Source organism: Bacillus sp. SCT118 (genome assembly GCF_058566435.1).
Genome location: NZ_CP191225.1, coordinates 2,023,207 through 2,045,612 on the forward strand (window position 1 = coordinate 2,023,207; position 22,406 = coordinate 2,045,612).

General features: G+C 41.0%; 22 protein-coding genes, 2 pseudogenes and 1 riboswitch. Of the genes and pseudogenes, 13 read left to right on the top strand and 11 right to left on the bottom strand.

What is annotated here, in order from left to right:
- Nucleotides 1-48: 48 nt before the first annotated feature.
- Nucleotides 49-330, top strand: a complete 282-nt coding sequence (locus ACQVGT_RS10675) for a hypothetical protein (RefSeq protein WP_015483312.1) — start codon at nt 49-51, stop codon at nt 328-330.
- A gap of 196 nt (nt 331-526) precedes the next feature.
- On the opposite strand, the gene ACQVGT_RS10680 is transcribed toward ACQVGT_RS10675, so the two are convergent.
- Together ACQVGT_RS10680 and ACQVGT_RS10685 are read right to left on the bottom strand one after the other, a co-directional pair.
- On the bottom strand, nt 527-1,090 hold the full coding sequence (locus tag ACQVGT_RS10680; RefSeq protein WP_041517891.1) for an SOS response-associated peptidase: 564 nt from the start codon (nt 1,088-1,090) through the stop codon (nt 527-529).
- A gap of 253 nt (nt 1,091-1,343) precedes the next feature.
- Entirely contained in the window at nt 1,344-2,381 is a 1,038-nt protein-coding gene (locus tag ACQVGT_RS10685) for a polysaccharide lyase family 1 protein (RefSeq protein ID WP_015483311.1), read from the bottom strand.
- Nucleotides 2,382-2,553: 172 nt separating this feature from the next.
- On the opposite strand from ACQVGT_RS10685, the gene ACQVGT_RS10690 reads away from it, so the two are divergent.
- Nucleotides 2,554-3,231: a YoaK family protein gene (locus ACQVGT_RS10690; protein WP_015483310.1), complete on the top strand. Its 678-nt coding sequence runs from the start codon at nt 2,554-2,556 to the stop codon at nt 3,229-3,231.
- A 270-nt stretch (nt 3,232-3,501) separates the two neighbouring features.
- A complete protein-coding gene (gene exlX / locus ACQVGT_RS10695; protein ID WP_015383820.1) occupies nt 3,502-4,200 on the top strand; it encodes an expansin ExlX in 699 nt (232 codons plus the stop codon).
- Between the two features lie 36 nt (nt 4,201-4,236).
- Here exlX and hpaB read toward each other — a convergent pair whose 3' ends face one another.
- Nucleotides 4,237-5,688 (bottom strand): 4-hydroxyphenylacetate 3-monooxygenase, oxygenase component, encoded by a 1,452-nt coding sequence (gene hpaB, locus ACQVGT_RS10700; RefSeq protein WP_015483309.1) that lies wholly within the window; start codon nt 5,686-5,688, stop codon nt 4,237-4,239.
- Nucleotides 5,689-6,018: 330 nt separating this feature from the next.
- On the opposite strand from hpaB, the gene ACQVGT_RS10705 reads away from it, so the two are divergent.
- Nucleotides 6,019-7,704 (top strand): methyl-accepting chemotaxis protein, encoded by a 1,686-nt coding sequence (locus ACQVGT_RS10705; RefSeq protein ID WP_015383818.1) that lies wholly within the window; start codon nt 6,019-6,021, stop codon nt 7,702-7,704.
- 114 nt (nt 7,705-7,818) lie between these two features.
- On the opposite strand, the gene ACQVGT_RS10710 is transcribed toward ACQVGT_RS10705, so the two are convergent.
- The gene (locus tag ACQVGT_RS10710; protein ID WP_015483308.1) at nt 7,819-8,112 is read right to left on the bottom strand and encodes a YozQ family protein; all 294 of its coding nucleotides are present in this window, start codon (nt 8,110-8,112) and stop codon (nt 7,819-7,821) included.
- Nucleotides 8,113-8,155: 43 nt separating this feature from the next.
- Nucleotides 8,156-8,278, bottom strand: coding sequence for a hypothetical protein (locus tag ACQVGT_RS10715; RefSeq protein ID WP_015483307.1), 123 nt, complete (start codon nt 8,276-8,278; stop codon nt 8,156-8,158).
- A 68-nt stretch (nt 8,279-8,346) separates the two neighbouring features.
- On the opposite strand from ACQVGT_RS10715, the pseudogene ACQVGT_RS10720 reads away from it, so the two are divergent.
- Together ACQVGT_RS10720 and ACQVGT_RS10725 are read left to right on the top strand one after the other, a co-directional pair.
- A pseudogene (locus ACQVGT_RS10720) lies at nt 8,347-8,473 on the top strand (hypothetical protein).
- 84 nt (nt 8,474-8,557) lie between these two features.
- Nucleotides 8,558-8,847, top strand: a pseudogene (locus ACQVGT_RS10725) (UPF0715 family protein); the annotation flags it as partial.
- Between the two features lie 485 nt (nt 8,848-9,332).
- Here the strand turns inward: ACQVGT_RS10725 and ACQVGT_RS10730 are convergent.
- On the bottom strand, nt 9,333-9,626 hold the full coding sequence (locus ACQVGT_RS10730; protein ID WP_015383814.1) for a hypothetical protein: 294 nt from the start codon (nt 9,624-9,626) through the stop codon (nt 9,333-9,335).
- A gap of 66 nt (nt 9,627-9,692) precedes the next feature.
- Nucleotides 9,693-11,735, bottom strand: coding sequence for a molybdopterin oxidoreductase family protein (locus ACQVGT_RS10735; protein WP_015383813.1), 2,043 nt, complete (start codon nt 11,733-11,735; stop codon nt 9,693-9,695).
- 147 nt (nt 11,736-11,882) lie between these two features.
- Nucleotides 11,883-11,974: riboswitch (SAM riboswitch) on the top strand.
- Nucleotides 11,975-12,057: 83 nt separating this feature from the next.
- Between ACQVGT_RS10735 and ACQVGT_RS10740 the strand changes: the two genes are divergently transcribed.
- From ACQVGT_RS10740 to ACQVGT_RS10750, 3 genes are all read left to right on the top strand, one after another.
- The gene (locus tag ACQVGT_RS10740; RefSeq protein WP_015383812.1) at nt 12,058-13,092 is read left to right on the top strand and encodes a 2-hydroxyacid dehydrogenase; all 1,035 of its coding nucleotides are present in this window, start codon (nt 12,058-12,060) and stop codon (nt 13,090-13,092) included.
- A 17-nt stretch (nt 13,093-13,109) separates the two neighbouring features.
- Nucleotides 13,110-14,573 (top strand): FGGY-family carbohydrate kinase, encoded by a 1,464-nt coding sequence (locus tag ACQVGT_RS10745; protein ID WP_015383811.1) that lies wholly within the window; start codon nt 13,110-13,112, stop codon nt 14,571-14,573.
- Between the two features lie 97 nt (nt 14,574-14,670).
- On the top strand, nt 14,671-15,915 hold the full coding sequence (locus ACQVGT_RS10750; RefSeq protein WP_015383810.1) for an MFS transporter: 1,245 nt from the start codon (nt 14,671-14,673) through the stop codon (nt 15,913-15,915).
- Between the two features lie 78 nt (nt 15,916-15,993).
- Here the strand turns inward: ACQVGT_RS10750 and ACQVGT_RS10755 are convergent, their stop codons facing one another.
- The 3 genes from ACQVGT_RS10755 to ACQVGT_RS10765 all read right to left on the bottom strand — a co-directional run bounded on the left by ACQVGT_RS10755 (nt 15,994) and on the right by ACQVGT_RS10765 (nt 17,716).
- Nucleotides 15,994-16,527, bottom strand: coding sequence for a GNAT family N-acetyltransferase (locus ACQVGT_RS10755; protein ID WP_015483304.1), 534 nt, complete (start codon nt 16,525-16,527; stop codon nt 15,994-15,996).
- Between the two features lie 43 nt (nt 16,528-16,570).
- Nucleotides 16,571-17,341 carry a hypothetical protein gene (locus tag ACQVGT_RS10760; protein WP_015383808.1) on the bottom strand — a complete coding sequence of 257 codons (771 nt, stop codon included), beginning with the start codon at nt 17,339-17,341 and terminating at the stop codon, nt 16,571-16,573.
- Between the two features lie 66 nt (nt 17,342-17,407).
- A complete protein-coding gene (locus tag ACQVGT_RS10765; protein ID WP_015483303.1) occupies nt 17,408-17,716 on the bottom strand; it encodes a DUF948 domain-containing protein in 309 nt (102 codons plus the stop codon).
- A 150-nt stretch (nt 17,717-17,866) separates the two neighbouring features.
- Here ACQVGT_RS10765 and ACQVGT_RS10770 point away from each other — a divergent pair, with 150 nt between their 5' ends.
- From ACQVGT_RS10770 to proB, 4 genes are all read left to right on the top strand, one after another.
- The gene (locus ACQVGT_RS10770) at nt 17,867-18,583 is read left to right on the top strand and encodes a 3-ketoacyl-ACP reductase (RefSeq protein ID WP_015483302.1); all 717 of its coding nucleotides are present in this window, start codon (nt 17,867-17,869) and stop codon (nt 18,581-18,583) included.
- Between the two features lie 297 nt (nt 18,584-18,880).
- On the top strand, nt 18,881-19,249 hold the full coding sequence (gene rtp, locus ACQVGT_RS10775; RefSeq protein WP_003220337.1) for a replication termination protein: 369 nt from the start codon (nt 18,881-18,883) through the stop codon (nt 19,247-19,249).
- Between the two features lie 147 nt (nt 19,250-19,396).
- Nucleotides 19,397-20,290, top strand: coding sequence for a pyrroline-5-carboxylate reductase (gene proC, locus ACQVGT_RS10780; RefSeq protein ID WP_010886524.1), 894 nt, complete (start codon nt 19,397-19,399; stop codon nt 20,288-20,290).
- Nucleotides 20,287-21,402, top strand: a complete 1,116-nt coding sequence (gene proB / locus ACQVGT_RS10785) for a glutamate 5-kinase (protein ID WP_015383806.1) — start codon at nt 20,287-20,289, stop codon at nt 21,400-21,402. Before proC ends, proB begins: the two co-directional genes overlap by 4 nt.
- A 50-nt stretch (nt 21,403-21,452) precedes the next feature.
- On the opposite strand, the gene gltC is transcribed toward proB, so the two are convergent.
- Complete coding sequence (gltC, locus tag ACQVGT_RS10790) at nt 21,453-22,355, bottom strand: glutamate biosynthesis transcriptional regulator GltC (RefSeq protein ID WP_004399246.1); 903 nt, start codon at nt 22,353-22,355, stop codon at nt 21,453-21,455.
- Between the last annotated feature and the right edge of the window lie 51 nt (nt 22,356-22,406).

A 22,406-nucleotide genomic window follows, 5' to 3' on the forward strand; every position in this document is an offset into this window, starting at 1 on the left:
TCAATGGCCGATTTCTACCAGTTTGATTGGCTTTAAAGGAGGACAAGATTGAAAGCACTCATATTTTTATCCAGTTTGACTGCTATTGGGAGCTCTATATTAGGGCGATGGTTAGGGATGCTGGATGATTCTTATTCTGTTGGCGATGCTTGGTTTATAGGTGTTTTAGCTGGATTGATTTCACTTCTAATATTGATTGACAGTCAAACGATGACAAAGAATTACATAGTAAGTTTAAGTACAATACTAGGCATTCTTGGAGTGGGATTGATATATTTTCCAGCTGCTTTAATGTGGTTCAGTTTTTTTGCTGACAAAATAGAAAAGTGAAGCGATTTTATAAAAATGTAAACTATTTTATATGAAAGGGATAACATTGCTTATTTAAGTTTACATAATAAAATTATTTCAAACTGATGCTAAAAATAACTAATTGATCTATGTACTAAATATTCATAATTACTAGAAGGATTGGCACCTAAGGAACAAAGCTATTTGACAAGTTCTTGCTAGAGAATTTCAATCACTACATATGATTTTCTGCATCAAGAAGCTCAGCTGAATTATTTTTAGGTGAATTTACTAATGATGAAACCTGGTATGCTTCCATGTCATCAGCATCATAAGGCAGCAGCAAACTTTGCAGATAATCAGGGTTTGTATTTTTGGGGTTAAGCCACTCCTTTTCATGATCATGGGCCAATATAACCGGCATTCGGTCGTGTATATCTTTCATGAACTCATTAGGCTCAGTTGTTATGATGGTGCAGGTATAAAGAGGATCTCCTTGATGTGTGCTCCACTTTTCATATAAGCCAGCAAACGCAAAAAGAGCAGATGATTTCAATTTGATCCGCATTGGGATTTTGGTTTTGGAATCAAGCCGTTTCCATTCATAAAAACTGTCTGCTGGTATGATGCAGCGTTTGCTGACAAGCGGTCTTCGAAAGGCCGGTTTCTCGGTAATTGTTTCGGCTCGAGCATTGATCATTTTATAACCGATCTTTTCATCTTTTGCCCAAGGTGGAATAAGTCCCCATCTAAGCTTGCCTAAGCGATTATTTGATCCATCATTGATGATCGCAAGGATGTTTTGTGATGGTGCGGCATTATAGCTTGGCTGGGACGAACGTTCATTTAATACAGGTTCAGAACAATGATTTCTTTTTACTTGCGATAAACTGGTATAATAAGAAAGCCATTTAAGAAGTTATTGTGGAAAAAAACATATGCTTTTTGGTTGGACCGATGCTGGATCTTGATGGAGTTACAAGGATCGCTTAAAAATAGCCTATAAGTATAAAAAGAGGCACAGCGTTTTTAACGCAGGGCCTCTTTTTATATCAGTAGCCAAATACCAGAGTTGTACTTTGTGATCCGGCATATTTCGTGACAAATTCCTTTGTATATTCCGGCGTTTGGACACGATAGCTATAGTTTGACCCGGGATTCCAAGAAGTCAGCGGAGAGGTTTGCTTGTTGAGTGATGGATAGCTGCCTATGTCTTTGAAATAACCAGTGCCCTTGTCGTCAAGGATGCCGCCTTTTTCACTGCCTTTCCCAAAGTAATTATATTCGGAATATATTTTTGCTTTTGTAGCAATTGTAATCGCCTGGTTAAAATTGTTGCTGTAATTGTTTTTAACATGAAAGTAACCGTATCTCATCAGACCTGGGCCTCTAACATACAAGTTCTCAAAATAATTATTGGCGATTGTCATGTGAGGGTAGCCGTCATATTGATGCTGAGAATCATCCGGGTATCCTAAAATCAAACCGTATTTATGATTCGCAAATTTTGAGTTGCTGATCGTGATATAATCTGCGGATTTTCCGATATACAGGAGTTTGTCCAAATCACTTCCGCTTGCACTATAGCTATGTCCTGAGAATGTGACGTGATCAATCCAATAGTTCATACCGGAATCTAAATAAAGCTGGATATCATTATTTCCGTTAATCTGCGGACTGTGTTCAAACGTTAAATTTTGAAAAATGACATTTCCAGAAGCTGATGAAGTTGTTAAATAAATATTTTTCAGCGTTTTTTTCGCGTAAGAGCCCACGAGTGTTTTATTTGAGCCAATGGTAACTGTTGTTTTCGCAGATGCGGAAAGATCATTTTGAAGCACTAAAATTTTCGGAGTGGATCCTCCTAGATGGGTTTTTAAATCATTTACGCTTTGAATGTAAACAATCTGCCCGTTTTTTCCACCCGTTGTGCCCGTTTTAGAAATGCCTTTTTCATTTTTGGCATTTCCGGCAAAACCTAAAAGGCCATTTGTTGAGGTATTCGGAAAATCGACTGCACCTAATGCTTTTCCAGGCAAGAGAACCAAAAACAAACTAAAGACGGTGAACCATAAACAAAGTCGTTTCATCATAATATGCTTCCTTTCAATTTTAATAATTTCCTTGCGGGGATTATTATTACAGTTAATGGAAAGGAATGATAGGTTCTATCTTCCTAATTAATGTTGGGTTACTTAAAAAATACAGATTGCGCCAAAAGACATACTAACAATTAAAATAAAAGAAAGGATTGATACACCGTTGACTGCAGCAGCTTATCGAAACACCTTGCTATCACTTTTATGTTTAACAGCTGGAATCGTGGATGTAATCGGGTATTTAAGCCTGGGACATGTGTTCACAGCTAATATGACTGGAAACATTGTATTATTGGGGTTAGCTATCGGCAAATCCATTCAGGTCACTGTTTTTAATTCCTTGACTGCGCTAATCGGATTTATATGCGGCGTGATCATTGCCACATTGATGGTAGGGAAGGCGGAAAATACCCTTTGGCCTTCTGCTGTGACAAAAGCCCTCGCACTTGAAGCATTCATTTTGTTTGTCTTTGCTTGTCTTTCCTTTTACCGGGCATTTGTTCCTGTGCACATTCTAATTATACTCATGAGCATTTCTATGGGGATTCAAACTACAGCAGCAAAAAAACTGGGGATCGCAGGTATTTCTTCAACTGTGTTGACCGGCACTTTGGCTTCTCTTTTAGAGGATATATCCGGCCGTTTGTTTTTTAAGAAGCAGAAGAAGACTTTCTTAAGAGATACTGTGTTAAGAGCACTGGCTATTATTTTGTATTGTGTGGGGGCTATTATTGTTGCTCTGGCTGAGCCTGATTTTTATCACTTCATTATTTGGGTTCCGATTGTGCTGATATTTGGCATTATGATGACAGCTAAGTGGAAACTGAGCGGGGAAAAATAGCTTATCCTGTATAGCTGTTATCAGGCCAACAGCCTGTCTCATTTCGTTATTGTTATGCGAATTTTGAGAGGGAAAAATAAGACATTCGGCTGAAGTGCACATTCGTTCATTTGTATTGCCTTTTTCATAAGTACGCTACATTTGATATATGAATGATAGTGAATTTGCCTTAAAATCATCTATGAATCTATTTCCTCTTTCAAACCAGATGGATTGAGTCTTATAATGATAATGATTCTCATTTGAAGTCTGGTTTGAGGAGGACCAAATATGAAAAAGATCATGAGTGCATTTGTTGGTATGGTTTTGTTGACGATCTTCTGTTTTTCCCCGCAAGCTTCGGCAGCATATGACGACCTGCATGAAGGTTATGCAACGTATACAGGGTCAGGTTATTCAGGAGGAGCTTTCCTGCTGGATCCCATTCCTTCCGATATGGAGATTACTGCAATAAATCCGGCGGATCTCAATTACGGTGGAGTAAAAGCGGCACTTGCCGGCTCTTATTTGGAAGTTGAAGGGCCAAAAGGGAAAACAACCGTATATGTTACTGATCTTTATCCCGAAGGCGCTCGGGGAGCTCTTGATCTGTCACCTAATGCCTTCCGTAAAATCGGCAATATGAAAGACGGAAAAATCAATATTAAATGGCGTGTTGTCAAAGCCCCAATCACCGGCAATTTCACGTACCGGATCAAAGAAGGCAGCAGCAGGTGGTGGGCAGCAATCCAAGTCAGAAATCACAAGTATCCTGTGATGAAAATGGAATATGAAAAGGATGGTAAGTGGATCAACATGGAGAAAATGGACTATAACCATTTTGTGAGTACAAATTTAGGGACAGGCTCTCTCAAAGTCAAAATGACTGACATCCGCGGAAAAGTTGTGAAAGACACCATTCCAAAGCTGCCTGAAAGCGGAACGTCCAAAGCCTATACAGTACCGGGCCATGTTCAGTTTCCTGAATAAAAAATACGAAACAGCGGATCTTTTCCCGCTGTTTTTTCATTGTTCTGTATCTGCATGTAAAAATGTTTTAATCATGTTCAACTGCTCCTGCTTTGGATAACTGGTATACAGCCTGCTTGAAATCCGAATAGGATCTCCGAAAAAATATCTTTCGTAGTGAGTTTGTCTAGTTCCGAATGAACTCATTGTTAAATCCCATGCCAAACGGAAAATTTTCACACGTTCTTCAGCATTTGTATTGGTTGCTTGAAGATATTGGTCAAGATCTTCCCGTATCTCTGAGTCAAATGCATTTTCGGTAGGCAGTGTCACCATTCCGCTAGCTCCAATTAATTGTATGATTTCAGTAAATCGAGGATATAGCTTAGGAATGATCGTACTGATGACTTGGAGAGGAATTAAACAGGGGCGCATATAGCCGAATTCATCTAACTGAGCATCATTTTCCGATTTGTCAATGAGCGCTTTGATTGTTTCCAATCCCACAATGATTTCTGAGAGCTTTTCTTGGATGTGCTGATATTCGGAAACATTAATGGTGTCGACAAGAAGCTGTGCAACACCTAATAGAAATTCAATTTTTATCATTTGCCTAATGACAACCTGGTGAAAGGTAAAGGCATGAAAGGAGCTTTTTGTCATAAAATCTTTAGCTGCTTCCACATTATCGTAAAAAAACACACGATTCCACGGCACTAACACATGATCAAAAACCACAATTGAATCCATTTCTTCATACCTTGAGCTTAAGGGATGATTAAAGGAAGAGTCGCTTAATACAAATGATTCTCTTGTGATGAATTTTACGCCTTTTGTATTAGAAGGGATTGAAAAAGCATAAGCTTCATCTGTTTCAAAGAAAAATTTAGGCGCTGAAAAAACCAAGATTTCATCGGTCAGCCCGCCTTGTGTTGCAAGCAGTCGTGCGCCATGAATCATTAAACCTTTTTCGGTTCTATCAATGACTTTAGCAGATATCGGTTTTTCACTTAGCCCAAAATAGGACTGTGACCGGTTCACTTGCGGAGTAATGAATGTATGGGTAAAGGAAAGGTCATGCTTAGCAGCTTGTTCATACATATCTAGTATATGGTCAGGAAAGCAATTCTCTTTATCTTTGAGAAGCTCCGCTGACGAAGCAAAGCTCATCATAACCGTATTCATGTAATCCGGACTTCTCCCCATCATTCCGTGAGTATGTCTAGCCCAATGTTCAATCATGTGCCTTCTTTTTTTAAAATCATTTTTGGTTTTAGGCTGGAGATAGGAAATGCCGATTCGATCATCATCTCCAGGAAGGCAATAAGTCATTTCATGTATTAACTCATCCTTTGTTTGCAATTCATAAAGTGAGCTTTTTGTTTTGATTATTCCTTTAAATGCAGGATGCTCAGAAATGTTACCCTTTATTTTTTCGCCATCATACCATATTTCGTTTTCTAGTTTATTCAATCGGTCAATGAATTCTTTACCATTGATGATCCCCATTAAAGTTCGCTCCTTCATATTATGCTGCGTATTGTATTATATTTTCTAGAAAACAGCCGGTTCAGCCAATTTGAGGTGGGAAAAGCCTTTTTTGTATGCCTAATAGAAAATGAGAAGAGTGACTTATACGACAAAAGACAGCCAATTTTTCTTGAAGCCTTTCTGAAGATTCAGAGCCGTAAAGAATTTGCTTATTCATATGAAAATAGCACTATAAAACTTGATAACACGTGTCGATATTATGGACATGAGCGTAAGCGAATTGGATTCAAACGCGCTTGAACATATTTTATTTCAGCCATTACATCGTGCGGAAAGGGAAAACGACACATGAAAGTGAAAACAAAATTGCTGGGGATTATATCAATATTAGTTGTTTCAATTATTGGAATTGGAGGCTCCTCAGTATTTATGATTTCTTCTACTGTGAAAAAGAATGAAGAACTTAAAGACAAAATGGAATTCCAAAAAGAGATAAAACACATCCAATATGAATTGACCGGGTTATCAAATGATGAAAGAGGCTTCTTGATTACCGGAGACAAAGAATACGACGAGGGTATGAAGGAAAAAGCAGACGATGTCTTAAAGAGCCTTGATCGGGTTAATGACTTGATTGATGAAGAGAAGTATCAATCCAATATTGAAGACATTAAGACAAGTTTTACTCAGTATAGAGCTTTGAATCAGCAAGTAGTAACAGCCTACTCTTCAAATCCTAAAAAAGCAGAAACCATCCATTTTGGAGAAGAAAGAACATTAAGAAAAGAAGTCGTAGATCCGGCTGTCAATAAGCTGTCTGATCGCCTGGATCAAGAGGTGGAGGATCTAAAGGATGAAATACGAGGCAATGGGAAAATGAGTCAATCGCTCATTATCATTGTCACAGGGATATCAGTAATATTAGGCATTGTTCTAAGCATAATGCTGTTAAAGTCCATTATGGTGCCACTAAGAAGCATGAATAAGCAGCTAGAGGAAATTGCTCATGGCGAGGCTGATTTAACTAAAAAAGTCATAGTGAAAAATAAAGATGAATTTGGCCAGCTTGCCCAATCGTTTAATTCTTTTACTCACTCATTAACTCAAATTGTGAAGCAGATCAGCAGCTCATCTGAACAAGTTGCCGCTTCCTCCGAAGAATTATCGGCAAGCGCGGAAGAATCGAAATCAACATCTGAACATATTTCCCGCGCCATGCAGATGGCTGCCGAAAGCAATGTGAAGCAAAGCTCAATGACAGAAAAGAGTGCGGAATCCATTACTGAATTATTAGACAGTATATCATCTGTTGCTTCAAATACAGGGAACATAGCAGATCTTTCTTCTTCGATGAGAGACAAGGCTGAAATAGGCTCTAAGTCCGTCAACAAGATGTTAGATCAGATGAAATTCATTGATAAATCTGTAGATTCAGCCGGCAATGGATTGCAAACATTGGTAGCGAGCACAGCAGAAATCAGCAATATCTCTTCGCTTATCACGACGATTTCAGAGCAGACAAATTTGTTGGCACTAAATGCAGCGATCGAGGCGGCCAGAGCCGGAGAGCAAGGAAAAGGATTTGCTGTGGTGGCAGAAGAAGTTCGGAAGTTGGCGGATGAAACAAATAAATCTGCAAACCACATCCAATCGGTGGTAGCGACCATCCAAAATGAATCGATAGAAACGGTAAACAATATTAAGGTTGTTCAAGAAAATGTGAGCTCAGGTATTGTTCTTTCTCAAGAGGCAACAGGAAATTTCAATGAAATACTGAACCTTGTGGAACAGGTCACTTCTCAAATACAAGAAGTCGCAGCGGCAACTCAACAGCTTACATCAGGCGTTGAAGTGATTCAGCACACAGTTCATACATTGGCCGCTGGAACAAAAGAAACGTCTGCAAATACAGAAGCGGTTGCAAATTCATCACAGGAACAGCTTCATTCAATGGGGGAAATCTCCTATGCCGCAGAATCTCTATCTCAGTTGGCAGAAGAACTTCAAACCGTCATTAATCGTTTTAAATATTAAACAGGCTACTTACGTGCAACCCCCATCCTATTCGGTGGGGGTTTGCTACTTTACTGTGGTTGTTTCTACAAATAGAGCTAACTGACTTCTTTTAAGTTAGCTCCGTTTGTATGGCTAGTTCAAATTTTGATCGATTGTCCCTTCAAAATAGTCATCGCTGACCTGTTCATGAGTTTCAGCCAATCCTTTTTCTAATTGCGTGCTTCCATTATAATCTGAGGGCTCAAAGTATTTCCCGGCAACATCTGTTGTGTCATTTTTGTTTTCTTTGTTATGAGTTTGTGTTTCAGTGTTTACACTTTCTGTCTCAGTATTGCTGCTTATAGATTGCTGAAAATCATATTCCTTGTCTAATGAAGAAAATCTTTTATAATCATCAGGTCTGTCGGCTCCATTTTTTTGAGTCACTTTTCTTCCTCCAGATTATTGATATTTTAGTGCGGGTAAGAACTTATTTCGTTCTTTTAGGCTCAGAACCATGTTTTTTAGGATTATCTGCTTTAAAAGCTGTTTCAGTCTCATGGTCATTTCTCATTTGTTCAATACTTGAATTTTGAATTCCCTTTTTACTCATTGGTTTCACTCCTTTACGAAAAGTGTTGAATATCAACTCTTCTTATTTTGTCTGTTGATCAGGTATTCATGCACTTTTTTCATTCGCGCTTTGGTCAATCAGGAGAGGCATTTTCATGCCAGTCGTATTATTTAATAAAAAGTCGTATTTTTGAAACTTTTTATCATCGCATTGTTGGGGAAGACATCTCGATAAAAGAAATACAAAGGTTGTGAATTTATACTAACAGCACTGTGAATAAATCAAACAAGGAGGGTGAAAAGCGCATCATATTATTTAATGACATTAGGGCTATCCAGCCTTACATTTGGTTTGTTTTTAGGGTTTTATTCTTTTGTTATGTATGGCGATATGATAATTGCATTGTTTACGGCAGCAATTGCTTTATTATACGGTTTTGTGGTGTATGGCCTTTTTGCTGTTCCGCTTCAAATGAAGTTGCAGAAAAAAGCGAGAACATTCAATGTCATGTACCTATTGATTTACAGTGTGGTTTCTTTTATCGCAGCTTTCCTGTTTTTGTTATCAATGAACCTGCATCAATAGCATGGATATTGCCATTGTACTTTTATAATATGTTAAGTGTTGCAACTGCAGTGATTTACTGGTTATGGGATTCTCTGATCCTTTATAAACGTACAGCTTCCGGTATATAGGTTAAATTTTACCAATCGGAGAAATATGGAGGTTCAATAAAAATTCAGGGTATTGCACTAACATTGCTGCATGAATCTAAAAACTTTAGGTTTCATATTTTTTAAAAAAATCCTCCGCAGATAAAGGCGCAGTATGGGGACATAATGAGAGCACACATTCAAACCGAATAGGTTTTCTAAGTGTTTTACGATACATACGTTCATCAAGAACATCACGTCATCAATGGAATATAAAAACTATTGTTGTGGAACGGGCATCTCGAGCCGTTTGAGGAAACCACATAGATGGTGGTTTATCGTTTTATCAGCGCTTATGGAACAAAGTTTTGGTGGCGGTCAATCCATACAGCTAAACAGAGGAGAGCGTGACAATGAATCTCGCTCTCCTCAGATTTGTTTTATTCACCCTGATGTTTTTCAACTAATGTGAATGTCCAATCTTTTAACATATGTTTCTGTACATATTTTTTTCCGTTTATTTCGATGTAAGGCAGGTCTGCCATGTCTCCAGCTAACTGTTTTGCTTCAGACCTTGTTATTCCTAAAAAAAGTCCGATGTAAAAGTAAATATCCCGTTCTTTTATAAGCAAGATATCATTTTGTTCATTACCTTTTGTATGGTTCATCTGCTTTAAGCCTTCACCGATAAAATATCCAGCCAAAGCAATACCAATTCCTAAAAAAACGTCCATGTGTATGCCTCCATTATGTCGATGTTATGTTATACGGGCTTGGCATACTCCGGGTTTCATTATTTTTCAAACCTTTTCAATCTGTACACGGCCTGAAAAAAAGGTGGCGCCGCCGCCCATATCGGACAATCGGTCTGGGGTTAGCGCGTTTACAAGCTGTTTTTTTCCTTGTTCATCCGCCCATAATCCTTGGCTGACAACGACACCTGGCAGTACTTGTTCTCCAACTGCAGCGGTCAGCTGGCATTCTCCCCGGCTGTTCCAAATTCGTACAGGTGCCCCATCAACGATTCCGTGTTCTTCAGCATCTTTTGTGTTGATAAAGAGCTTTGGCGTCTTTTCAAGTTTGATGTGTTTTTCATTATTGGAAAATGTTGAGTTTAAGAAATTATGGTTTGGCCCCGGAACATACATAAACGGATGTTCATTATCGGTTACAAGAGGTGTATATGTCGGTAAAGCCGGGAAGCCGTCTTGTTTCATTTTTTCTGAATATAATTCTATTTTTCCGCTTGGCGTTGGAAGTTCGCCCGGAAACAGTGGCTTTTCGCGTTTCGCTTTCATAAATGAATGCTTAGCAAGTGCATCGTAATCAATCTCTGCCAAATGCGGATTATCTGGATGGTCAAGCGCCTGGCGGATTAATTCTTCATCTGAATCTTTAAGCTCCTGGTCTGTGAATCCCATTGCTTCAGCCAGTAATCGGAACACCTCAGTGTTAGACTTGCTTTCCCCATATCTCTTGATCACCGGCTGCTGAAGCTGAATGTAATGGTGCCAGTAGGAGGTGTAAAAATCAGTATTTTCAAAAGCGGATGTTGCAGGCAGTACAATGTCCGCATATGCAGCCGTTTCCGTTAAAAACAAATCATGAACCACAGTAAACAAGTCTTCCCGCAGCAAGCCCTGTCTGACCTTGTTTGCTTCCGGCGCAACGACGGCCGGGTTTGTTCCGTAAATAAAAAGAGAGCGAATCGGCGGGTCTGTTTCCAAAAGCACCTTGCCAAGCTGATTCATATTAAACGACCTCGGTGTGCGCCCTTGCAATAAGTCGGGCCGCTGCAAGGCATTTGTGTTATATTCTAAAATTCCGCTGTTATGCTTAATTGCGCCGCCCCCTGTGTGCAGCCATTGGCCGGTGATCGCCGGAAGACAGGCAATCGTCCTTACAATCATCCCGCCGTTATCGTGATGCTGGGGTCCGTTTCCGATTCTGATAAAAGAAGGGGAGGTTTCCCCGTACATTTTTGCCAGTCGGTAAATATCTTTGGTACTGACACCGGTGATCGTCGACACCTTTTCAGGATCATATTGTTTCACGTGTTCACGGAGCTCTTCATAGCCAACCGTGTACTCGGACAGAAATGCTTCATCATGAAGGTTTTCTTTAAATAAAATGTGCATGATGCCAAGAGCAAGTGCACTGTCGGTTCCAGGCTTTATTGGAATAAACCAATCTGCGAGACGTCCTGTTTGATTTTTATGCACATCGATCACTACAATTTTGGCACCTTGTTTTCGCGCTTTTTGGGCGATTGTAATTTGGTGCATGTTTGTGCTGACCGCATTGATTCCCCAAAAAATAAATAGTTTTGTATGAATAGTTTCCTCAGGATCGATTCCCGCGCTTATGCCCATTGTATATTTATAGCCTTCAGATCCCGCTTTGCTGCAAATCGTCCGTTCAAGCTGGCTTGACCCCATGCGGTAAAAAAAGCGGCGGTCCATTCCTTCAGCTGTCAATTTCCCCATGTTTCCGTAAAAGCTGTAAGGAAGTATGCTTTCAGCTCCCTCTTCATCAATCAGCTGTTTCCAGCGGGAGGTGATCGTATCGATTGCCTCTTCCCAGGAAATCGGTTCAAATATCGCTTGGCCTTTCGCACCTGTTCGTTTGAGCGGTGTAGTCAGCCGCTTTTCATCATAGATGCGCTCCGTCATATTCCGGACTTTGTTGCATATGTTTCCAGCTGTGACAGGATGATCAGGGTCTCCTTGCACTTTTACGATTTTCCCGTCTTTTTTATGTATTAACAATCCGCACTGATCCGGGCAGTCCAGCGAGCAAACGGATTTGAAAATGCCGTTTTGTTGTGTGGCAAAAGATTTCATGGCCCAGTTCCTCTCTCTAGTTAGATATTTTGTAAGAATTATAACATTTCCGATGATAACGTCAATTCTGAAAAAAGAGATTGACATCAATATGAGACTTCTTTATGATAAACGTATTCTTTATTCTGAAAATTACATACTCAACATTTTCTATCCAGAGAGGTGGAGGGACTGGCCCTATGAAACCTCGGCAACATTATTGTGCCAATTCCAGCAAGCGACAGCTTGAAAGATAGGAAAGCAAGGTTTATACCGGCGTCTGCCTGTAACAGAGCGCGCCTATATATGAATCTCTTTCCATCTTCGGAAAGAGATTTTTTTTATGAAAAATACGATGAAAAGGATGTTTTGCACCATGACGGTTTTGGTTACAGCACCGTACAACGAAGAAGGACGAAAAGAGCTAGAAAACTTGTTTGGCTCAGTTGCTTATCAATCTTGGAAGGAACAAGGCCGGGCATATCGGGAAGATGAACTCATTCAGCTGCTAAAAGCAACAAATGCGACAGGCTTGATTACTGAGCTTGATCAGGTAACAGACAGCGTATTTGCTTCTGTTCCCGAACTTTCATTTGCCGGTGTTTGCAGGGGAATGCCCTCCAATGTGGATGTGGCAGCTGCCTCAAAAAGAGGCATACCTGTTTTTTATACACCAGGGCGGAATGCACAAGCCGTTGCTGAAATGTTTATTGGAAATGTGATTACCTTTCTCCGCCATACCAGCGTCTCGAATCAATGGCTGAAGGATGGAAAGTGGGACAGTGATTACCTACAGGCTTATGTCAAATTTAAAGGAAATGAATTATCAGGAAAAACGGTTGGCATGATTGGGTTCGGGGCGGTTGGTCAAAGGATTGCAAAACTGCTGACTGCATTTGACTGTAAAATAAAGTATTACGATCCATACATTCAAGACGATCATCCGCTGTATGAAAAAGTATCTCTTAAAACGGTGTTTTCAGACAGTGATATCGTTTCTGTCCATCTGCCTCGTACTGAGGAAACACTTGGACTTATTGATCGGAAGTATTTTGATCTGATGAAAGAGAGTGCGATTTTCGTCAACACTTCAAGAGCAGTTGTTGTAAACCGTGAAGATCTTTTATCTGTATTAAAAGAACATAAAATCAGAGGTGCGATATTAGACGTTTTTTATCATGAACCTCCAGAGGAATCAGATTATGAATTGATTTCATTGCCTAATGTTCTGGCAACACCGCATCTCGCTGGAGCAACATTTGAAGTGGAGGATCATCACGTGACGATACTGAATGAAGCCCTCAAAAAGTGGAAGGGTGAAAAAACTCTTAATATTCCGACAGTGTATAACAAGGACGAACTGAAAACAGGGGGATAAGAAAGGAGGCTAAGAGAATGAAAAAACAAAAAGGCTATCTCGTTTTTGATATTGGCACAGGCAATGCGAGGGTAGCGGTCGTGAGTGTAACTGGCAGTGTTCTAACAGTTGAACGGGAGGACATTGTGTATTCCACAGAGACGCTTTACCCGGACAGCCGTTATTTTTCTCCTCAGGTGCTGTGGAAGCAGGTGATGAATTTGGCAAAACGTGCGCTATCCCGTTCGCATGATATTGACATCATTGGTTTGACATCGACGAGCCAAAGACAGGGAATTGTTCTGATCGATCAAAACGGCAATCCTTTTCTCGGGTTGCCGAACATCGATAATCGCGGTCGAGAGTGGGAGGCGAGCATTCCCGATCGGGAAGAGATATACAGCCGCACAGGCCGCCTGCCAACCGCACTTTTTTCTGCGCTCAAGCTTTATGGATTAAAACAGCGCCAGCCCTCTTTATGGGAAAAGACTGCAAGCTTTACTAGCATCAGTGATTGGGTGACGTACCAACTGAGCGGAATATTAACATATGAACCATCACAGGCAACAGAAACCCTGTTGTTTGATGTGAAGCAAAACACTTGGTCAGTAGAGATGTGCGACATATTTGGCTTTTCTCCATCTATCCTTCCGCCTCTTGTTAGAGCGGGGACAGCAATTGGAACGATAGCAAATGAATATGCATCCGAATTAGGCCTTTCAATAAATGCTAAGGTTATAGCAGGGGGCGGGGATACACAGCTGGCTGTCAAAAGCACCGGAGCTGGACTTGAGGACATTGTCATTGTATCAGGGACAACAACGCCAATAACCAAAATTACTGCGAATCATGGCGACACAAAACATAAAGCCTGGCTGAACTGTCACACAGATCAAGGGCATTGGCTTGTGGAAACGAATCCGGGAATTACCGGCTTGAATTATCAAAAATTAAAACAGATTTTTTATCCGAATGAAACGTACGAAGTAATGGAGGAGGAGATTTCTGCACTTGCAAAAGAAGACCATGCATGTGTAGCGGCTCTCGGCTCTTATTTATCGGCTGAAAAGAATGCATTAACGAGAGGCGGTTTTCTTTTTGATGCCCCGCTGTCAGCACATTTAAAGAGGGCACATTTTGTACGTGCAGCGCTAGAAGAGATCGCATTTTCAATCAAATGGAACTTTGACATTTTAACAGAGGTTACTCCGTTTGAACGTGACTATGTTTGGGTGTGCGGAGGGGGATTCCAAAGCAAAGCGCTCACTCAATATATCGCGGACCTTCTTCAAAAAAAGGTCTATGTCCAAGAGGGATATCATCAGGCATCTGTTGTTGGAGCTGCAGTCATTTGCAATGAAATCTTTCAATTAACGGAGGAGATGTCAGCAAATGTCCGGGTGATCGAACCGAAGGACTGTCAGACAGAATTGGCTTTATATGAGAAATGGAAGCGAACACAGCGCTTTTTTTCAGGTTCAGAAAGCAAAGTATTAATTTAAGGCGGCATTTCTGCTGTTTTGAGGAATCATTTAATTTTCAACTTTAATAAGGTAATACGGTAATTGATTGATATGAGCATCTAAGGAGGAGACAGATATGTTGGATAAAATAGGAATACCGAAGCGGCTTGCCTGGGGATTTTTAGGGGTTGTTTTGTTTATGATGGGAGATGGCCTTGAACAAGGCTGGCTCAGTCCTTTTTTGATCGAAAACGGGCTCACCGTTCAGCAGTCCGCTTCCATTTTTAGTATATATGGAATTGCGCTTGCCATAGCTTCCTGGTTTTCGGGTGTATGTCTCGAAGCATTTGGCGCAAAACGAACGATGTTTATGGGGCTGTTGTTTTATGTGATCGGTACAGCTGCTTTTATCGTATTTGGATTTGAACAGCTGAACCTGCCAGTGATGTATGTGACTTACTTCGTAAAAGGGTTAGGTTACCCGCTTTTTGCTTATTCTTTCTTGACATGGGTCATTTACAGAACACCGCAAAGCAAACTGAGCACTGCTGTCGGCTGGTTTTGGATTGCATATTGCCTCGGCATGTTTGTGTTCGGCGCTTGGTACTCAAGCTACGCGATCAAAGCGTTCGGTTATTTGAATACGCTTTGGAGCTCTATTTTCTGGGTATGTCTCGGTGCATTTTTTGCATTGTTTATCAATAAAGACCGTTTTGAAAAGAAGAAAAGAAAAAGATCAGAAACAGCCGAGGAGCTTTTAAAAGGGGTTACGATTCTAATTACAAATCCGCGCGTGCTTACAGGCGGAATCATCAGAATCATCAACAGCATTGGTACATATGGTTTTCCAGTCTTTTTGCCGATGCACATGGCCCAGCATGGAATTTCAACCAATGTGTGGCTGCAAATTTGGGGAACGATTTTTCTGGGGAACATTGTGTTTAACCTTATCTTTGGTATTGTCGGCGATAAATTCGGCTGGAAAAATACTGTTATTTGGTTCGGCGGAGTCGGCTGCGGCATTTTCACCCTCTTATTATACTACGCACCTGTTTTCTCCGGCGGAAGCTTAGCGGTTGTCAGCGTGATCGGCTTTATTTGGGGCGGTTTGCTGGCAGGCTATGTGCCTATTGGTGCAATTGTGCCGACGGTGGCAGGAAAAGATAAAGGGGCAGCCATGTCTGTATTGAATTTGGCTGCAGGTTTATCAGCGTTTGTCGGCCCCGCACTCGCTTGGCTGTTCATCGGTCTCGTCGGCGCGCAAGGCGTGGTCTGGATCTTTGCGGCCCTTTACCTTGCAAGTGCGGTCTTGACAAAATGTATTCATATACCTGAGGAAAAAGCAGTTAAGGAGGAAACATCTCCTCAATATGCATCTTAATTAGAAAGCGCCCTGTTTGAGGGCGTTTTTTATCTTTTTAAAGGAAAAGGGATGTGCGCACAGACCAAGAGAATGCCGTCATTCTCTTGGTTTTACAATAGAGTACACATTTGTATCATATGGTGTCCCATTTTGATACATGTACTGTCTTAAAACGCCTTCTTTTTGAAAACCCATTTTTAGAAGCAGACGATTTGATGCTTCATTAGCGGTAAATACAACTGCGCCAATACGCGTCAGTCCAAGGGCAGAAAATCCGTAAGATACGACCTTTGAAATGACTTCTGATGCAAATCCGTTTCGCCAATGCGCCGGGATGATTTCATAACCGATTTCCGCGCGCCTATGTTTTTGGGCCAGAGCGTGAAAGCCAATTGTTCCGATCAGTTCTTTAGTGTCCCGTCTTTCAATTCCCCACCGTATACCGCGTTTTTCTTGATAGAGGGCCGCAAACGTTTGAATCATTGAAATGGCCTGTTCTATAGATTCCATGTTTTCAAGCCCATAATAGCGTGTCACCTCATCGTTTGAGAAACAAGCAAAAATGGCTTCCGCATCCTGATCTGTGATTTGCCTAAGTATAAGCCGATCCGTTTCTAATATAGGAAACATTCAACCACTCCCCACGTTTGTGTTTTTGTTTATCATATCCCTTTTATTTCCTCTTTTCTATAGCGAAATCAACCAATGCAGCAAAGGAACGAATTTGTGTTTCTAGTTGCTCTTTGTTTTTGCTGAATTGTTTCAAACGATGGCCGTTCGCGCCTGATGGATGGGGAAAGCCGTTAAGGCAAATCAAATTCTGGAGGCTGTGCTGTCTGATCAATGTTTCACATACTGTTTCGGCCGCTTTTCCTAACGGAATGAGAAGAGCTGGTCCCGTCACATGGTTAAGCTCCGCAGGGAAGTGCCCAAAAGCATAAGTGCTTAGAATAGGAGAATGAGTGATAGCCGGTTTGTATCCGGTATAGTTTTTTTGCTGGATAAAGACAGGATATTTAATAACGGAAGTTGTATGGAGCATAAGCCGTAATTCTCCAAAAAGCTTTGCGGCGCTTTGAATGCCAAAAGCTTGCGGCAGCCCGCATAAATCCAGCATGGTGATAAGGTTATGTCTCATCGACCCGGAGAAACCCGCTGCTATTTTTGTATCTACCGCCATTTGCTCAAGAGTGCGGCCTTGCCGCAGACTTTCGACTGCTGTTTCGTACGCTGTTTTCATCTGGGAAAAACCCGGCGTGATCCCGGCAATCACAATCGTAGCAGTCCGATTGATATATTCATTATGAGGTGAATAGTAGATGTCAAGTTCATTTTCTTGATGGAGATGGAATGGAGAAATAAGTAAATCCGACTTTGTAAGTGAAGAGGGAAGAGAATGTAGTTTTTCTGCGAACTCCTTTAAGCAACTGTGGTTTACAATCATGCGAAAGCCTCCTCAAAAAATGATATCCCATTGTCCATTCTGATCGAAACAACGGGATATCATTCATCATGACCTGCTATTTAAATGGCCAGCCTGCCACACCTCTTTAACAGCTTTAGGAACTTCTTTTACTTCAGCTGCGGTCTGCTGAAACGCGGATTTTTTCATTTGGACATCCTGCTGCATCTTCTTTTGTTTTTGCGTCAGCAGCTCTGTTTCTGTTTTTAATCCTTCGATTTGTTTTTGCATAGCCTGCGTAACAGAGGAAAGCTCCTTTAGTGCAGGGTCCATTTTTTTCTTGTTTTGAATCACGGTAACTCCTAAGAAGATAATAGAAACTGCTAATACTGCAAGACTGATATAAACTATAATCATATGTTCACTCCTTTTCTTATGTCATTACCCTGTATCCGTTTTTTTAATCAGAAGAAATGATATTTACACAGTTCGTTTGATTTGCGTATTGGATGTATTGTACTTATAATGTGATATCGTACATATGTAAACAAAGAAAGGGTGCTTCAATTGCAAAATTTACAACATAAAACTGCACTAATCACAGGCGGAGGCAGAGGAATTGGCCGCGCTACTGCTTTGGCGCTTGCCAAAGAAGGCGTGAATATCGGGTTAATTGGCCGGACTTCCGCTAATGTAGAAAAAGTGGCTGAAGAAGTCAAAGCGCTTGGTGTAAAAGCTGCATTTGCTGCTGCAGATGTAAAAGATGCCGATCAGGTTAACCAAGCTGTAGCTCAAGTGAAGGAACAGCTCGGTGATATCGATATTCTCATTAATAATGCCGGCATCAGCAAATTTGGCGGTTTCTTAGATCTGTCAGCCGATGAGTGGGAAAATATTATTCAAGTCAACCTAATGGGTGTGTACCATGTGACTCGCGCGGTGCTTCCGGAAATGATCGAACGCAAAGCCGGAGACATCATTAATATTTCGTCTACAGCGGGTCAAAGAGGAGCTGCTGTAACAAGTGCTTACAGCGCTTCTAAATTTGCCGTTCTCGGGTTAACAGAGTCTCTTATGCAAGAAGTGAGAAAACATAATATCAGAGTCAGCGCGTTAACGCCGAGCACTGTTGCTAGTGATATGTCTATCGAATTGAACTTAACAGACGGTAATCCTGAAAAAGTGATGCAGCCTGAGGATCTTGCTGAGTACATGGTGGCACAATTGAAATTAGATCCTCGTATTTTCATCAAAACAGCGGGATTATGGTCAACAAATCCTTAAAAATGAAAACCTGTCTTTCGACAGGTTTTTTTAGTTGAAGAAATCCGTACCGGTAAAATGCGATATGTAAACCTGACAATCGTTTAAATTGAAGATAGCAGTGAATGCAGGCTATAATAGAACTAAGAAAACTATGTACCAAATGTTCAGTTGGAATTTATTTTTTCCGCTACACCTATAATCAGTAAACATAGAATGACTGGACTATCAGTCTTTAATATAAAGAAGGAAAACATTAAAAGAAAATTGAATATTTAGTACATAGTGTTGTCAGTGACAGAAGAAGGAGTGCATATGATGAAAGAAGAAAAAAGGAGTTCAACAGGCTTTTTAGTGAAACAGCGCGCATTTTTGAAGCTTTATATGATAACGATGACAGAGCAAGAGAGACTCTATGGGTTAAAGCTGCTTGAAGTACTTCGGTCTGAATTTAAAGAGATTGGTTTTAAACCAAATCATACAGAAGTATACCGGTCTTTGCATGAGCTTCTTGATGACGGGATACTAAAACAAATTAAAGTAAAAAAAGAAGGGGCTAAGCTCCAGGAAGTCGTCCTCTATCAATTTAAAGATTACGAAGCTGCCAAGCTGTATAAAAAACAGCTGAAGGTAGAGCTGGATCGCTGTAAAAAACTGATTGAAAAAGCTCTCTCAGATAATTTTTAATAGAAACAAACACCCGGCGCAGCAGTGTGAACCGGGTGTTTTCTGCTTTTCATTATACATATTTGTCGAAAAGAAACAATACAAATCAATAATGGCCTTCAAACTTGACATCATTTCCTCACGTGGTAACATTTTAAACGTGTGAAAATGCGAACAAAAAAGCGAACAAAGGAGATGTTACCGATCTTTGATCAAAAGAAAGTAGCCTTTATAGGAGCAGGATCTATGGCGGAAGGAATGATATCAGGTATCGTTCGTGCCAACAAAATCCCGAAACAAAACATCTGCGTTACAAACCGCAGCAATACAGAGCGATTAACTGAACTTGAACTTCAATATGGAATCAAAGGCGCCTTGCCGAACCAACTATGTATTGAAGACATGGATGTACTCATTTTGGCAATGAAGCCAAAAGACGCCGAAAACGCTCTGTCATCACTAAAATCACGTATTCAACCCCATCAATTAATATTGTCGGTCCTTGCCGGCATAACCACCTCTTTTATTGAACAATCATTGCTTAATGAACAGCCGGTTGTCAGAGTGATGCCCAACACTTCCAGTATGATTGGCGCTTCTGCAACAGCTATTGCCCTTGGCAAATATGTGTCGGAAGACCTGAAGAAGCTGGCCGAAGCATTGCTCGGATGCATGGGCGAAGTCTATACAATCCAAGAAAATCAAATGGATATATTCACCGGAATTGCAGGCAGCGGACCCGCGTATTTTTATTATTTAATGGAATTCATTGAAAAGACAGGCGAGGAAGCGGGCCTCGATAAACAGTTATCTCGAAGCATCGGCGCACAGACACTTTTAGGTGCCGCAAAAATGCTCATGGAAACAGGAGAACATCCTGAGATCTTAAGAGATAATATCACGTCACCGAACGGAACGACAGCAGCAGGGCTGCAAGCCTTGAAAAAGAGCGGCGGCGGAGAAGCGATTTCTCAAGCAATAAAGCATGCGGCTAAGCGTTCAAAGGAAATCAGCGAAGATATCGAAAAAACTGCAGCGCCGCTATCAGGAGTGATAAAGTGACGCCTGATACAAGCATGAAAAGAGTCGTTGTGAAGATTGGAAGCAGTTCATTAACAAGCCTTCATGGAGAAATCAGCATTCGAAAATTAGAAGCGTTGGTCGACCAGGTCGTCAAACTCAAAGACGCCGGTTATGAAGTGATTTTGGTTTCCTCAGGCGCAGTGGCGGCAGGATATCGGAAGCTCGGATTTATCCAAAGGCCCGAGAAGCTTCCAGAAAAACAAGCATCAGCTTCAATCGGCCAGGGATTGCTGATGGAGGCTTATTCAAAGCTGTTTTTGGCACACGGCTATGTCGCATCCCAAATTTTAATTACGAGAAGCGATTTTTCTGATGAATATCGATACAACAATGTCAGGAATACAATGAATGTACTGCTCGAGCGCGGCATTATCCCGATCATAAACGAGAATGACACAGTTACTGTCAATCGGCTCAAGTTTGGCGACAATGATACGCTCGCGGCAAAAGTCGCAGGTTTGATTGATGCAGATATGCTTGTGATTTTATCAGATATAGACGGATTATATGACGGCAATCCGCGCACAAATCCAGAAGCGAAAAGGATACAGCGGGTAAGTGAAATAACACCTGACATCGAAGCATGCGCAGGTGACACTGGAAGCATCGTTGGCACCGGCGGCATGCGTTCTAAGCTTGATGCGTTTAAAATCGTAATGGCGTCTGGCATTAAAGGTTTCCTAGGTCAGGCAGATGCCGGCGATATTTTATACCACGCCGTTCATGAACAGGCGGAAGGCACCTATTTTGAAGCAGAAGGAACGCTTCCGTTGAATCAAAAGGAGCAATGGATCGCTTTTAATTCCGGCCCGGAAGGTGAAATGTTTTTATCAGATGATTGTTCACGAAAAATAACAAACGGCCAATCGAGTTTATACCTGGACGGTGTACAGAAGATTAAAGGGAAATTCAAAAGCGGTTCAGTTGTTCGGCTGATGGATTCAAAAGGGACGGAAATCGGCCTTGGAATCGTCAATTACTCTTCTGTACAGCTTCAAGAACCGGAAAAGAAAAAGGAATTGACAAACAGAGCTCTAATTGATCAAGAAGCATTTGTTTGCCATGTGGATTTTTCTTTACCTGTAAATTAATTTGCAGAAAAAAACCCGAAGCTTCTATATAGAAGCTCGGGTTCATTTTTTTATTGATACTGCTCCAGCTTAGAGAAAAATTGAATGACAAACTCATAAAAATCATTCGCAGAAGGCGCAAGCTCTCTATTTTTCGGTTTAATGATTCCAACAGTCCGTTTTACTTGAGGGAACTCAATTGGAATTTTCACAGTAAAACGAGGTGTTGTTTCAGCAAAAGTACTTTCAGGCAGAAGGGTAACGCCCATTCCTGCGGACACTAACCCTTTGATAGCATCCAAATCCTCACCCTCCGTGGAAACGAGAGGAGCAAAGCCTGCTTGTTTGCAAGTATCAATTGCCATCTCTCTAAGTACAAATCCTTCCGGGAACAATACAAATTGGTCGTTGCGCAAATCGATTAAATGAACCGTTTTTTGTTTAGCAAGCGGATGATTTAATGGAACAAGCGCGTAAATTTTTTCAGTAAATAATATTTTTCCCGTTATGTCAGAGAAATTCGTCGGCACCGGCCCTAATAAGGCCAGATCAATATCGCGGTTTCTGACAGCTTCAATCAGAAACTTATAGGAGCCTTGGCGCAGCAAAAATTCGACGTGCGGATATTCTTCTTTAAACGCTGAAATGACAGTCGGCAAAAGCTGGCTGGCGAGGCTTGTAGGAAAGCCGATCTTTACCGTTCCGCGATGCGGGTCAAGATACTCATCAATTTGTTCTTTCGCATAATCAATGGCTTTCATCGCCGTTTTTACATGAATCAAAAATTCTTTTCCGATTGGCGTGAGTTTGATATTTCTCCCTTCACGCTCAAATAAGGTCACATTTAATTCTTCTTCAAGATTGGCAATTTGTCTGCTGATTGCTGATTGGGCCACATGCAAATGATCAGCGGCTTCTGAAACGTGTTCTCTTTCAGCCACCTCCATAAAATAACGCAGTTGGCGCAGCTCCATGTTTGTCTCACATCCATCTATCTCATTTTGAGATTCTTTTGATCTAAATTA